General features: G+C 41.2%; 9 protein-coding genes. 3 read left to right on the forward strand and 6 right to left on the reverse strand.

What is annotated here, in order from left to right:
* Nucleotides 1–17: 17 nt before the first annotated feature.
* Both V7L07_RS11275 and V7L07_RS11280 read right to left on the reverse strand, forming a co-directional pair.
* Nucleotides 18–2,807: a CHAT domain-containing protein gene (locus V7L07_RS11275; protein ID WP_442936043.1), complete on the reverse strand. Its 2,790-nt coding sequence runs from the start codon at nt 2,805–2,807 to the stop codon at nt 18–20.
* A 213-nt stretch (nt 2,808–3,020) separates the two neighbouring features.
* A complete protein-coding gene (locus tag V7L07_RS11280; RefSeq protein WP_335057757.1) occupies nt 3,021–3,671 on the reverse strand; it encodes a sigma-70 family RNA polymerase sigma factor in 651 nt (216 codons plus the stop codon).
* A gap of 134 nt (nt 3,672–3,805) precedes the next feature.
* On the opposite strand from V7L07_RS11280, the gene V7L07_RS11285 reads away from it, so the two are divergent.
* A complete protein-coding gene (locus V7L07_RS11285) occupies nt 3,806–4,012 on the forward strand; it encodes a hypothetical protein (RefSeq protein WP_335057759.1) in 207 nt (68 codons plus the stop codon).
* Between the two features lie 134 nt (nt 4,013–4,146).
* Here V7L07_RS11285 and V7L07_RS11290 read toward each other — a convergent pair whose 3' ends face one another.
* Entirely contained in the window at nt 4,147–5,538 is a 1,392-nt protein-coding gene (locus V7L07_RS11290) for a DUF2079 domain-containing protein (protein ID WP_335057761.1), read from the reverse strand.
* A gap of 77 nt (nt 5,539–5,615) precedes the next feature.
* Between V7L07_RS11290 and V7L07_RS11295 the strand changes: the two genes are divergently transcribed.
* Complete coding sequence (locus tag V7L07_RS11295) at nt 5,616–7,184, forward strand: ArnT family glycosyltransferase (protein ID WP_335057763.1); 1,569 nt, start codon at nt 5,616–5,618, stop codon at nt 7,182–7,184.
* Between the two features lie 250 nt (nt 7,185–7,434).
* Here the strand turns inward: V7L07_RS11295 and V7L07_RS11300 are convergent, their stop codons facing one another.
* The 3 genes from V7L07_RS11300 to V7L07_RS11310 all read right to left on the reverse strand — a co-directional run bounded on the left by V7L07_RS11300 (nt 7,435) and on the right by V7L07_RS11310 (nt 12,528).
* Complete coding sequence (locus tag V7L07_RS11300; protein ID WP_335057765.1) at nt 7,435–8,700, reverse strand: mannosyltransferase family protein; 1,266 nt, start codon at nt 8,698–8,700, stop codon at nt 7,435–7,437.
* 463 nt (nt 8,701–9,163) lie between these two features.
* Complete coding sequence (locus V7L07_RS11305) at nt 9,164–11,170, reverse strand: DMT family transporter (RefSeq protein WP_335057767.1); 2,007 nt, start codon at nt 11,168–11,170, stop codon at nt 9,164–9,166.
* Nucleotides 11,171–11,220: 50 nt separating this feature from the next.
* On the reverse strand, nt 11,221–12,528 hold the full coding sequence (locus V7L07_RS11310; RefSeq protein ID WP_335057769.1) for a mannosyltransferase family protein: 1,308 nt from the start codon (nt 12,526–12,528) through the stop codon (nt 11,221–11,223).
* A gap of 429 nt (nt 12,529–12,957) precedes the next feature.
* Between V7L07_RS11310 and dxr the strand changes: the two genes are divergently transcribed.
* Complete coding sequence (dxr, locus tag V7L07_RS11315; protein WP_335057772.1) at nt 12,958–14,154, forward strand: 1-deoxy-D-xylulose-5-phosphate reductoisomerase; 1,197 nt, start codon at nt 12,958–12,960, stop codon at nt 14,152–14,154.
* The last annotated feature ends 344 nt before the right edge of the window (nt 14,155–14,498 follow it).

Genomic DNA, 14,498 nt, shown 5'->3' on the forward strand with positions numbered 1-14,498 from the left:
AAATTTATGCCACAAAATTACAACCAATTCCCAATCAACACATAGGCAGACCAAAAGCTTGGTGCATGATAGTTGGGATGTTTCAACAGTTGTAGCTGGGCACGGTGGACTGCTTCGGCTTTGGTGATTTTGCCACTCTTGAGTTCTCGATAGAAGGCACTCACAAACATCGCTGTTGATTCATCATCAATTTGCCATAGGGAAGCTATGGTACTACGTGCCCCGGCTCGTACAGCGGCTCCTGCTAGACCGAGTGATGCACGACTGTCTCCTGCTGCTGTCTGACAAGCACTCAAAACTAATAGTTCTACGATGGTTTTACCCTGACTGCGGAAGAGAGTATCAAAATCTTTGACATTGATCTGACCATCGAAATCTAAAATGAAAGTGTCTTCAAGGCGAGAACTAAACTGACCGTGGGTTGCCAAATGCACTATGTTGAATGAAGCAGCACTAATTTCACTTTCTAAATTCTTTTTCTTAAAATTTCCATCCATGAGGCTGGTTGTCGCAACTCCGGCTTTAGTAATGCCATCAAACTCAGATTTAATCGCAAGCAATGGTGCAAATTTGGTAAATCCTGGCGGTGGCTGAGTCAGTCCTGCTGTTAGCGCTCTGAGTTGCTGTTTTACTAGCGGTTTCGGATCTAGGAGTTGCAAACCTACGCTGAGAGCGATCGCATATTTCTCTACTAAGTATTGTTGACCATCGTAGAGTGCTGCCATTGGTAAGTTGCGTAATGGGCCATCTAGGACAAATACTAGGGTATCGACGCCACTCTTTTGCAGTTGTAACTCAATGGGTTTCAGCAGCCAGTTGTAAACTTCTTGCGATTGAGTTTGGACAATCTTAGTCGCAGTGGGATTGACAAGATTTCTTCGCAGTTCTACTAAGAGTTTCTCTACTTCTGCTTGGGAAATCTTGGTACTGTGGCTTTGCAGAGATTGTTTGGGAATTTTGACAATTACCTGGAGTTCGTCACGAAGAATAATTGGATAAAGGATGGCAGCCTTGGAATTATTTTGGTCTACCAGTTCATCTAGGGCTACTTTTTGTCCTTGCAGACAAGCTTCTTGGAAGAAGTCGTCTAATTCTGCTAGTTGGAGTGCTTCAATGCGATCGCGTGCTTTCTCTAAGATTTTTTCATTTGGTTTTCCCTGTTGGGATTGTAGCAATAATTCTACTGACTGGCGGTAGACGGGTTCTACACTGTCCCGGAAGTTGAATTGTATATCCTGGTTCACGACATCTTTATTCACTACTAAATCTCTGCGGAGAGACTGGAGAGTTTCTACAGCCGCATCATAAGCGGCGATCGCACCATTAATATCTTTGGTTGCCCACAGCAATCTACCTAACTGCCATTCCAAGCTATAGGTAATTTCTGGTGCATTGCTACTCTGCACCAAAGCTAACCCTTGCCGGGTCAGGTCTTGCGCCTCTGACCACTGTCTGGTTTCTTCATACAAGCCGCCTAAACTCTTCAAAGCATAAGCCTCTGCCCGTTTATCCCCTAAACTGCGGGATTGCTGGATGGCACTAGCGAGTAACTTTGCTGAGTCTTTGGTGCTGATTCCTGAGTAATAATTATTTCTAGATGCTTGCAATACACCACTCTTGACTTTTGCTAAACTTTGTGAATAGTTAACATGAGCATAAATACTCGCACGGCTGAGGGGAAGTTGGTCAAGTTGGGACTCAATCAACGGCAAGAGACTTTGAACCTTTGCCCATTGTTGGTCTTCAATTAGTAGTCCCAGTTGATTTAATTGCGCTTGAATTTTTGTCAGAGGTGAGGGAGATGCTGCGACTGTTTGTTGATAATAGGCGATCGCTTGTTGTTTTTCCTGTTGTTTACGGGCATTATTCCCTAAGCTGAACAGACTAGCCCCAATATCAGCGCCAGATTGCAGATTTTGAGCAATTCTCAAACTTTCTTCTAGTGCTTGGCGTGACTTTTTGAGATCACCCAATACCAAAAGGGCATCACCGAGCGATCGCAAACTCACTGTTTTTTCTATAGAATCTGGTTGAGATTTTAATGTCTGACTAACCAGATCGAGTGTTTTGACGGCGCGGGGGTAAAATCCTTGGGTGCGCCACGCCTGTGCTTGATTGATTAGCGATCGCACCACACCACTTTGATTCTCTGCTTGCTTGTAAATTTCTTCCGTCTGCTGCCAAGTTGCTAAAGCTGCCTCGGACTGTCCCATTGCCAGTTGTAGACGGCCTTGAATATCTAATGATTGGGCAAATATTTGCAAATTTTGGTTTTTATCCTGTCCTTTCAGCAAATCTAAGCTCTCTTTAATTGCCTGCTGCGCTTGATTCCATGCACCGAGTTGCTGATAAGCTAAGGAAAGATTACTCAGTGTCACTGCTAGTTTGAGATTATCCCCTTGCTGTTTATATGCTTGGACAGCTTCTTGCAATACTTCTACAGCTTTCGCAAAGTTACCAGCACTGTATAAAACTTTGCCCTGTTGTAATAATGAAGCGGGATCGGTGGTGACAGCTAGCGATATCAGCCTGTTAATTGACAGTTGCGATGATGAATTGATTGAACTAGGAACTTTTGCTAGCACCGGTGAACCGATAATGCATAGCAAAGCAATCAGGAAGTAAAAAGGCAAAGATAAAAAGTGAGCCAGTGCAGTTTTTTGGGTTTCCAAAATGAGTGATTGGCCAACTCTGAAGGGGTAAAAAATCCTGCAACATAGGAAAAACACGCTACGTCCCAGCCCCTTTTGCCTTTTAGCTTTTACAGAATTAGCGCCAAAAATCCTAGTTGTTTTAGCCATAACCACGACAAGAGGTAGATGATAACCAGGAGCGTACAGGATGAACTATAGGTGCTTGGGCTACCAGAGTAATGGTATCATTCCTCTCTCTCACCTACCCCTGAGCTTCCACAATCTTATTTATCACCAAAGAGTGAGTTTCTCGGCTGAAAATGGAAAGATTCAACAGTACTACTTCTTACTCAGCACTCCGCTACTGCTAACAACACTCATCACCCATCATAATAATCCCTCCAATTCTGCGAATTTACGCAAACGCGGTAGACATTGGCGTTGATAAAAACTGCTTAATGTGGGAATTGACAGCCCAAATTCTTCAGATAATTCTCTCCAGCTAACTTCTGGGGGTAAGCGTTTGAGAATTAACACCTGACAATTCACATCTGGACGCCCTTTAATGTAAATACCGCGCAGTTCTCCATTAGAATCTGTCTGCGCCCACATCTCCAAATCTTCCAGAATTGGAGGTGCTTGGGGACTAGCCGGGAGGTTATCTATAGGATCAATGGCTTCACTTATTCCACTTGATGTAGACTGACGAATTCTCTGAGGGACTGTTGTGGCTTGTTCCCGGTTCTGGTTAAGGTAAAAGTCTTGTAGTCTCCTTCTGAGGTAGGCATTCAGCCAAGTAATGACACTGCCATAATTGGGATCGTAGATTTGACCTGTCAAACCTTCACAAACATTCCGACAGAAATACAACCAAGTTTGTTGTAGTGCATCTTGATAGTAGGGAGTAGTTTCTCTCCAGAGTCTACTTGCTGTCAAGCGAATAATTTGCGTGAGCAACTTCTGACGCTGAGGGCTTCCAGGTTTGTGTCCACAGGCTTCTGTAACTAAGCGGCGTAGCTGTTCATCGAATGGAACCATGACAATCTTGGCGAAGAAAGCAAGAATATCTTAGTATTGCGTATAACAACGCACTAAAGAATTACCTTTCGTCAAGATGGGATATCTTTTTCAACGGGAGTATTTGGATCTCGTCTCCTAGCTGAAGTGGGAAGATGAAGAAGAATTCAGAAGCAAAGCCGGAGACGCTACGCCTCGCTCATTGGTGTCAACTTAAGCTAAAACCCTCTTCAAATCTCGTTTCCAGCCGGAGGCTGGAAATGCTGTTGCTGGCAACAGAGGCGGAGCCTTTAGGATGGCATTCTCAGTCGGAGACTGGGAACGAGAAACGAGAAAAGTCGTATCACCTGAGTTCGATATAACAGAAACGCTTCAAAATCAATGATAATCAATACTCTATCAATGCGCTATTGGCCACTTGTACAGAATACCAACTTAATTCTGATGACTGACGTATGTATTCTACTTCGATAAAAAGTTATCCAAAAACTGCTGCTTAAGCAACTTTGACGAATAAATACACCTCATCACGCTGATATTTCAACTGGAATTCTTGATTATTTTTCAGTTGATTTACCAAGCTACCAGCAAACTCTTGAGTATTTGACCAACTGGGATGACGGACATTCAGTAATACATAATTATAAGTATTTAAATCAGCAGGTGGGGAATCGTTATTTGTAAATGTAATCAATTTTCGGTGGCTTAAATGCGGGGAAATTTGTGCTGTGGTGTAAACACTTCCTTGAGTTTGAATCTGAGCGATCGCTTGTTTTGTAGCTTGCCAAGTATCTATAGATTTTAAGTATTTACCTCCAAACAAGGTAAATTTTGCCAGACTTAAAAACACCACTAATGACCACAGAATAATTGCTCGTTTATTTTGTAGCAATCCCCTACCTGCGGCGAGGCTAGAAATTACAGCCAACAACAAAAATGGCAGCACTGGAAGAGAGTACTGAAGAATCAGATTTTTTTGAGGTGAGTAATCAGCTAGAATGTTGAGTGCCAAACAAGGAATAGCTCCTACCAAAGGTTTGATTCCTGGCAGGGAAAGCCACCAAATCACAGGTGCTAGCACCAGAACTAAATATTCCAGGTTATCCAATACAAAAACCTTTCCCAAGATTAGTCCTGGCTGAAAAACGATATTTTTAGCAATGTCTAAAACTGAATTACCTAAATAGCTGTAACGTACCAATGCTGTTGCTTCTGCACTGTTGAAAAAAGGAATAATTACCTGAGTAGCAATCAAAAACCAGGTGACACCAGCACCAAGAGCGATCGCACCATATAAACGCCGTTTTTCAAACAACAGCAACCAAACTCCCATTCCAGCAACAGTGAGGGACACTATTTCCTTACATCCCAAGACCACAAAAATACTTAAACAAAACCATCCCAACTGACCTAACCGTGCTGCTAAAACTGCGGTCAATAGTAGTGGTACAGCTATCACTTCTGGGTGAAAATCAAATAAATTGGCATTAAACACCAATGGCTGCAAGAGATATACAAATACGATCGCTATTGCTTGGTTTTCCTTCAGTCCAGCTTGACGCGCTAGATGCCAAGTTGGTAAAGCACCTAATGCCAAGGCAATTGACTGCACAGCAAATAGCCAATAAACACTAGGGTAAATTTTATACAGTAAAGCCAAGATATAGAATATCCAAGTAGCATGATCGCCGAGAATATGAAAACCGATGAAAGAACTAATAGGCGGTTCCCCTTGACTAATTAAATAAATCGCTTGGTCAAAAATTCCTAAGTCAAAAGCGTTTGATTGAAATAACTCATGTCGTAAGCTGCTGCATCCAAACAAAATTAAGGCACTCACGCCAATTATCCAACCAAGATAACCAAGCTGATTAAGTTTTTTCCTCATACCACCAAAAAAGTTTTCACTGTGAGTATTTTAGATGCATAATTAGCAATATTATTCACTATAATTATCAAACCTAAATGTATAGCATAAATATTGTAAAGCTATTCACAAAAAGAACGATCGTATTCCAAGAAAAAGAATGGTTATTTAGCTTACTGGTAATATCTCTAGTTCTCTGGCTGATATTTTTAGGAAACTCCCCTTTACGAGATTGGGATGAAGGTACTTACGCTATAGTGTCCAGAGAAATTTATCGCACTGGTAACTGGCTTTATCCAACTATTCAGGGTGAACCATTTTTATTAAAACCGCCTTTGATGCAATGGTTAATTGCTTGCTGCTACAACTTAGGAGGAGTACAAGAATTTACCACACGCTTACCTGGTGCGGTTTTAACTGCCTTGGGAGTGCCTTTGCTTTACTTGCTGGGGCGTTTGGCCTTTCAGCAAAGTTTACCGGCTCTATTTGCTGCTTTAGTTTACTTGACAATGTTGCCTGTGGTGCGTCATGGACGACTAGCAATGTTAGATGGGATGACTATTTCTTTTTTCTTGCTGTTGCTGTTTTGTTTTTTGAAGGCACGTCAGAACCGAAAATATGCTCTAGGGGTGGGATTTTGTCTGGGGTTAATTATTCTGACAAAAGGGATGATAGTTTTCCTGTTGGGGGCGATCGCCTGTTTATTTTTGCTTGCAGATCGACAATTAGCTTTATTAAAAAGTCCCTATCTCTGGGTGGGAATTTTGTTAGGAAATGCCCCGGCGATCGCTTGGTATATTGCTCAGTGGCAACATTATGGTAATACTTTCTTAGAAGTGCATTTTCAAGCACAAGCTTTTGACCGCCTGGTACAATCTGTTGAAGGTAATAGCGGGCCTGCTTGGTATTATTTATTAGAATTACTTAAATATGGTTTTCCCTGGCTATTATTTTTACCTGGAGGGCTTTATCTAGCTTGGAAAGAACGTCATCATACTTGGGGTTATCTAGTTCTATTAGGTACAATTATTTACTTAGGAACTATTTCTTTGATGAGAACTAAACTGCCTTGGTATGTGATGCCTGTATATCCATTTTTAGCTTTGGCAATTGGTGCTAGATTTAGCGAAATTTGGCAACATGGTAATTTTAGGGTAAGAACTTGGACTATATTTCTGACTATTATTGCTGTTGCTGGTTTAGGAGGTTGTGTTTACTTTTATCTGAAAAAACAGCCTATTTTGATAGTCATGAGCATTATTTTGACAATAAGTATGGGTATCACAGCATGGCTAATTAAAAAGCGCGATCGCAACTTTATTCCGGCGCTATTTACAGGGATGTATTTAGTTTTAGCACTATTAATGAGTTCGCAATCATGGATTTGGGAATTAAAGGAAGCTTTTCCAGTTAAACCAGTTGCAGACTTAATTCGGGCAAATGTTTCACCAGGAACACAAATTTATACTTCTTTTGCGTATGGGCGTCCTAGCTTGGACTTTTACAGCGATTGCAAGGTAACTGCTGCAACTGTACCAATTTTACAAAAAATGTTATCTAATAAATCTTATTTGCTATTAGATAATATGGCTTTACAGCAAATTAATTTAACTGGTAGTAAAGTTATAGGAGCCGTTGATGGATTTACACTGATTACCAAAAATTAATCATACTAAAAGCCACAGATACCCGACTTCTCAGAGAAGTCGGGTATCTTATTTATAGATAAAATACTAATGAATAATATCAACTTAGAGGATGTTTTAAAAGTGGGTAGCTGTAATTTTAGGCACTTTTTGATCCCCCCAACCCCCCTTTTTAAGGGGGGCAAAATCTCTAAAAGTCCCCCTTTTTAAGGGGGATTTAGGGGGATCTAAAACGCTTTCCTAGCGAGCAGAGGACTTTTAAAATATCCTCTTAAGCTACCCAAAGATCGCGGGCAAATCGAATAGAAAATGTGAACATTAGTATTGCAAAAAAGTACATAATTGGGTATCCCCAACGAGGATAACGGGCAAGTAATAACCCGAATGCCATTGACAGCGATATAATCCCGTAAGCGTAGCGTTCAGCCGAGGGTGTAATCCCAGTGTTTAAAATTAAAGTGAAGGAAGAAAACCCATAGACAACAGTAACAAGGGGAATTTTAGCTCGTGAGAACCATAGTAAATAGATTCCACCAAAAACTAGGGCAATTTTAACTATTTCATCTCCTGTCAATATCCACAATAATAGCCATAAAAAATATAATCCATAGCGGAATTTTATCATCCCTAGATGTAAACGAAAACGCCATAATAAACAGCCACTAATAATAATTATCAAAAATAATAATGGATGTAAAGGGTCTTTAATATAGCCAGATTTCCAATTAGTAAAACCTACCGTAATTTGCATCAACATCATCCACCAACCTTCCCAAGCAAACCCTGTTGCATCACCACGCCAAGCTTTTTGTACATGGATAAAAGCCAAAGCGTCGCCAAATTTAATTTGACAATAAAGACTGTACAGAGATATACCCAAGCCAACAGTTAAACTGGCAATATAGGCTTTTATACCTCTACGTTCTTTCCAAGAAACAAATATAAAAGCTGGGATGAGTGCAACTCCAGGTAGTCGCGTTGCTGTAGATAATGCTCCCCAGAATCCTGCCCAAATATATTGCTTTTTATCAAAAGCTCGTAAGGCAGATGTAGTACACAACAAAAACAGACCTTCAGTGTAAATTACGGTTCCATAAAGGGAATAGGGACACCATACTAAAGTAGCTGTCGCCCATCGTGCTGTGCTTGTTCCGTAAAGCTCCTGTACCCAATAAAAAAGTATGAGTAAAGCAGCAAAAAAAGCCGAATTATTAACTAATATACCTGCCACTTTGGGAGTAAAGCCAACGTACATAACGATACGGCTTAACAATGGAAATAAAGGGAAAAATGCGACTGTATGCATTTCATTGAAGTTACTAGAGTAATCATAACCAGAAGTCATAATTCTCTCATACCAAACACTATCCCAAGCATAAAAAACATCCCAGCTAAAGGTGGCAGAAACACCATTTGATGGAGTTGAGAACAATGGGGCAATTAGTAACATTGTGATAGCTATTAAAAGTCTACTCGACAGCCACATTGCTATGACAAAAAATAAACTATTAGCCAAAATTTTTTTCCTGATATTCATCTTTATAGATAGATAAATTAACCTTTAATTGATATTCTAGGAACCAATACGCTTCAGTTAAGCATTTCTTTCTTCTCTCTGCGTCTTCTGCGCCTTGGCGGTAGCCTGCGGCAAGCCGCTTTGCGTCTACGTTAAAAATTTGACTTTGATAACAGAGTTTTAGCCTTAACTGAACCGTATTGTTCTAGGAACACTATTTTGTAACAAAAAGGCACAAAAAATTAACAGCCACTACAAAAAGCTTGATTGCTAATATAAGACTCATATTTGATCTTTGAACAAAACTCAGTACACCTTTATTCCTTCTTCCCAGTCCCCAGTCCCTTACCTCTACGAGTGATTCAGAAATCAAAGACGCTCGATAGCGCAGCGTTAGCGACGCAGGAGCGTCTGACTCGCTACCGCTTCGCTATCGGATTGCTAATATAATGCCAGCTTATTCTTATAGGTAACTGTCATGATGCTACAAGCTTTCGTTTGTTACTTGAACAGTGGATTGGCTAGATTGGGCTAAATAGATACCTACTAAAACTACGGCAAAAATTGCCCAGTCAAACAAACCGACTTGTTCTGAAAAAATAAACCAAGCAAAAATGGAAGCTAGAACTGGTTCTAGAAGAAGCGTGACGGCGACAACTCCTGAAGAGATTCTGCTGAGGCTATAAGCTAAAAGTCCCTGACCCAAGACTTGACAGAAGAGGGCTTGGAATATGATGAAAAACCAACCCGTCCAGGAATAGGGAAATAGTCTATTTTCAAGGAATGGGAGGACAGGTAGTAGAAACATTGTTGTCACTCCACAGCGCCACAGCATGATAGTTGCAGTGCTAAATCGGGTTCGTAGTCGTTCTATTAGCAGCATACACGTGGCCATGAAAACCGCAGTAAGCAATGCTAAGGCATCACCCAATATTTGATCGGTTGCAAATTGTACCTTATTGAGTTCAAATGCGATCGCTCCCCCCAAGGCGATGACCAGACCAATCACGAATCTGTGATCGAAACGCCGACCAAATAAAAAATACCCAGCTAAAGCAACAAATAAGGAGTTCAAATTAGATAGTAAAGCCACATTGGCAACACTAGTTTGACTCAGCGCCCAAGCCCACAAGAGAAGGTAGGTTCCAGCAGAGGTTCCCATTGCCAACAATAGCCACACTTCTTGTTTCGTAAAAGGCTTCTGTTCTATAGATTGGCGATCAATAAAGGCAGGAGTAATATTGCCCCCTGCCCCCTGCCCCCTGCTCCCTGTCTCTTCCCTCCTACCTCCTTCAATGGATTGTTGGTAACGGTAAGCCTCAAGTCCATTCCACAGACCAAAGACAACTGTAGCAATCCAACTGCGATGAAATACTACAGCATTTGCACCAATTTCTTGTTGACACAATTTGGTTAGAGATGGTGCTAAAGATATGGGAATTAGGGCAAACAATAATGAGACAGTCCCTAATAAAGCTGGTGTTTCGGAGAATTGTTGCTTTAGTAATGACAGTTTGCTCGTCATACTTTTAACGAAAGTGTTAACTATATTTGTGACTGATTCTTGAAACGGCAAATTAACAGCAGCTTGGCTAGATACGGCTAAGTATAAACCGATTAAAACTACGGCAAAACCTACCCAATTTGATAAAGTTAATGTTTCCGAAAATATTACCAGAGCGAAAATACCGCTAAATACTGGCTCTAAGAGATGCACCAAGGAGACAACCACAGAGGAAAACTTAGCAAGGCTATAGGTCAAAAGCCCATGACCTAAAACTTGGCAGATTACAGCTAGGAAAATGACCCAAAGCCATCCGTTGACTGTAGAAGGGAAAAGTTGATCTTGAGTGAATAAAAGTATGGGGAAAATAGCTAAAGCTGCGATCGCACAGATCCATAACTGAATTGTGACCGGAGAAAATTTGGTGCGTAATTTTTCTACGATTAGCAGGTATGCACTCAATAAAATTGCCGAAACTATGGCAGCCAAGCCTCCTTGAACTTCGTCTGTGGCTATTTGCAGTTCCTCAAATTCAATCGCGATCGCTCCCCCAAGGGCAACAACCATCCCAATCAAGAATTGGCGCTCAAAACGCTTACGAAATAACAGCCACACCCCTAAACTAGTAAATATAGGGGCGAGATTATGCAACACACTAGAAATTGCTACGCTAGTTTGAGTTAGTGACCAAGCCAACAAAACTAAAGTGGCAGCCCAAAGAATACCAGCACCTAGCAATAGCAATAGATCCTGACTGGTGTAAGGTTGCTGTTCTACAGGTTTTTCTCTGGAAAATCGCTGCCGTATTGCCTTGTATCCATGCCAGAGTAAGAAAACCACACTAGCAAGCCAAAAGCGATTAAATACAGTGGCACTGGGGCTGAGTTCCATTTCGCTCATTTTCATAAAAATAGAGCCAAAAGATATGGCACCTACACCTAGAAATAATGAAGCGATCGCGATCTTCGTTTGACTAAATAAATTCATTAGAAAATTCAATGCAACTCATCTATATGGAATGGATCAACCCTCACCCTCTAACCAACCCAGCGCTCTTGGGCAAATCCTACAGCTATTTTGGCTAGTAGTGTCATAAAAGCCCCCAATATTAAATATCCCTGACGAGGATGGCGAGATAACAGCACACCAATGGCTATGTTCAAGGGCACAATACCATAAGCGAGACGGCTCAAGGAGATAGTGCCTCCAGAAGCCAACAGCAAACCAATACCACAAAAGCCATAAATCACTGTAATCGGTGTCAGTTGCGTGTGTAAGTGCCACAATATATAGCCACCACCCAAGACCATGAACAAGTTGAGCAAGTTATTAATCCACTGTTCGCTTGCTAGAATCAACAAAAGTAAGGCTAAAGCATAAAAGCCATAGAATAATTTTACAGAACTAAAACTTTGACGGAAACGCCATAAAAGATAGCTGCTGGCAACACTCAAGCCAAACAAGAAGAGATACCAAGGATCTTGAATCCTGCCAGAGGGGTTTTGAACCCAACCATTCTGCCAATTTTCTCTGCCGACTACAATTTGCATGAACATATTTAACCAACCCTGCCAATCAAAGCCCAGAGTTGGTCGCCATCCTTTTTGTGCTTCGATAAAAGCTAAAGGGTTGCCAAAATAAATCGCACAATACAAACTGAATAGAAGTACGCCAATAGCGGTAGTCAAAGCAGCTATATAGGCAATGGGTGATCGGCGTTCTTTCCAGGCTGCGATCGCTAATGCTGGAATTAATGCCATACCTGTAGGACGTGTTGCTGTGGCCATTGCACCCCAAAAGGCAGTCCAGCCATACTGTTTATGATCAAAGGCCTGTAAAGTTGCCGTACTCAAAAATAAATACAGCCCCTCTGTGTAAATCACTCCCGTAAACATGGACGACGGATACAAAGAAACCACAGATGTTACCCAATGCGCTGCATTGATGCCATAATGCTCCTTGACCCAAAAGTATAAACAGTAAAGCGCTGCAAAAAATGCCAAATTGTTGACTAACATACCTGCTAGTTCAAACGGTAAGCCCAATTTCATCAAAACCCAGATGCTTAAGGGAAATAGGGGAAAGAAGGCCAGATTATGCTGTTTGCCGTCATTGGCAAATTCATAGCCAGAAGTTGCGATCGCTCGATAATGTATACTATCCCAAGCATCAAAAATCCCCCAGCCAAAATGGGGCAAAAATTCATCTGCTGGTAATGGTAGTTTTGGCGCAATCAGCAACATAGCAGTCCAGATGAATATCCTACTGGCAAACCATATTGCGGCTGGAAACAGGAAATCATTTTTCCATAAAACTTTTTTTATAACTATCTGAACTTTGACCATAAGCTTGAGTGCTTTAACAAACTCCTTTCTACATCCTTATACATATAGCTGTAACACAGCAATTTATGAGTAACATCTTGCATATTAAATCCTGCGCCAACATAATTAACAAACTGGACAAATTAGCAATTAATTGAAATTATTTCCTATTTGGTTACTTTTGCCAATTATCTCGGAGTTTCTCTTTAAAAAGATAGTATTTATAAATACATATTTTGTCTAGTTACATCTTTTGAGATTTATCTGTTGTAAAACTTTGAAATTAACAAATTGGGGCTGACGCAGGGACGAGAAAAAGAGGACATGGAGACACGCGGGCACTTTCATTCTTCCGCTCTTCTTCGGCAATGTATCGATTATGGTGATTGCTGTGATTAAAGAGTCCCCAGCAATTTATAGTGGGAGTTGTCTGTAAATCCTTAAGCAATTGTGAAAGCGATTACTCTCGTTGGTTCCACTGGTTCTATTGGTACTCAGACTTTAGATATTGTCACTCAGTACCCAGATCAATTTCAGATTGTGGGATTGGCAGCTGGGCGTAATGTGGAAATGTTGGCTGCTCAAATTCGGCAATTTCGACCGAAAATAGCAGCAATTTCCTCAGAAGAGCAATTACCAGCCCTTAAAGAAGCAATCATTGACCTCGATCCCCAACCGATTCTACTCGCGGGTGACGCCGGAGTGATAGAAGTTGCCCGTTACGGCGATGCCCAAACTGTTGTTACGGGCATCGTTGGTTGTGCTGGTTTGCTACCTACCATCGCAGCGATTGAAGCTGGTAAAGATATTGCCTTAGCGAACAAAGAAACCCTGATTGCCGGCGCACCTGTAGTTCTACCCCTAGTTGAAAAACATGGTGTCAAATTACTCCCAGCCGATTCCGAACATTCTGCAATTTTTCAATGTCTCCAAGGTGTTCCCAAGGATGGCTTGCGGAAAATTTTGCTGACTGCATCTGGTGGGGCTTTCCGCGACTGGGATGTAGAAAAATTAGCAGATGTAACCGTAGCTGATGCCCTCAAGCATCCGAATTGGTCGATGGGGCGGAAAATCACAGTAGACTCTGCTACTTTGATGAATAAAGGGCTGGAAGTAATTGAGGCTCACTTTCTGTTTGGATTAGATTATGACAATATCGAAATTGTCATTCATCCCCAAAGTATCATTCACTCACTGATTGAACTGCAAGATACTTCAGTTTTAGCCCAACTCGGTTGGCCGGATATGCGCTTACCCTTACTGTATGCCCTATCTTGGCCCGATCGCATCTACACCAACTGGGAACGACTAGATTTAGTCAAAGCTGGAAATTTAACCTTCCGCGAACCAGATCACCAGAAGTATCCTTGTATGCGGTTGGCTTATGCTGTGGGTAAAGCTGGTGGTTCGATGCCTGCTGTGTTGAATGCCGCCAATGAGCAAGCTGTGGCTTTATTTTTAGATGAAAAAATTCGCTTTTTAGATATTCCCCGGTGTATCGAATGGGTGTGCGATCGCCATCAAAATGATAACCGTACAAATCCCTCTTTAGATGACATTTTGGCAGCAGATAAATGGGCAAGACAAGAAGTTTTAATAGCGACTGAAAAGTTAGAGACTCACTCGCAGATAATTTCTCTGCGATAAAAACCTTAAATCGAACCAAAAGATCCCCGACTTCTTGAAGAAGTCGGGGATCTGAATATATCTGTTCTCACTTCAGACTAAAGCCTAATTTCTGCCTACAATATATTTAGTGGCTTCCTGCTCATTTATCGTTTTTATACATATCTACAAACAAATAAACAGATTTTTCGGACGTTTGCCAAATTGCCAAATAATTTGCCTGAGATCCAAATTCTTGTCTGATTCTCGTGTAAAATACTTTTGGAACATTTACGCAAAGAAACCAGTTTTAGTAACTGCTATTAGTTGGCTGTAATAGCTATATATTTACCCTTTGTGAATAAACACACTCTCAGATAAGGGCA

The sequence above is a fragment of the Nostoc sp. genome, from assembly GCF_036916985.1.
GTDB lineage: Bacteria > Cyanobacteriota > Cyanobacteriia > Cyanobacteriales > Nostocaceae > Nostoc.

Coding starts and splice junctions, on each gene's coding strand:
- V7L07_RS11285 (WP_335057759.1), top strand. CDS start 3,806: ATGAAGAAGAATTCAGAAGCAAAGCCGGAGACGCTACGCCTCGCTCAT.
- V7L07_RS11295 (WP_335057763.1), top strand. CDS start 5,616: ATGTATAGCATAAATATTGTAAAGCTATTCACAAAAAGAACGATCGTA.
- V7L07_RS11300 (WP_335057765.1), bottom strand. CDS start 8,700: ATGAATATCAGGAAAAAAATTTTGGCTAATAGTTTATTTTTTGTCATA.
- V7L07_RS11280 (WP_335057757.1), bottom strand. CDS start 3,671: ATGGTTCCATTCGATGAACAGCTACGCCGCTTAGTTACAGAAGCCTGT.
- V7L07_RS11290 (WP_335057761.1), bottom strand. CDS start 5,538: ATGAGGAAAAAACTTAATCAGCTTGGTTATCTTGGTTGGATAATTGGC.
- V7L07_RS11305 (WP_335057767.1), bottom strand. CDS start 11,170: ATGAATTTATTTAGTCAAACGAAGATCGCGATCGCTTCATTATTTCTA.
- V7L07_RS11310 (WP_335057769.1), bottom strand. CDS start 12,528: ATGGTCAAAGTTCAGATAGTTATAAAAAAAGTTTTATGGAAAAATGAT.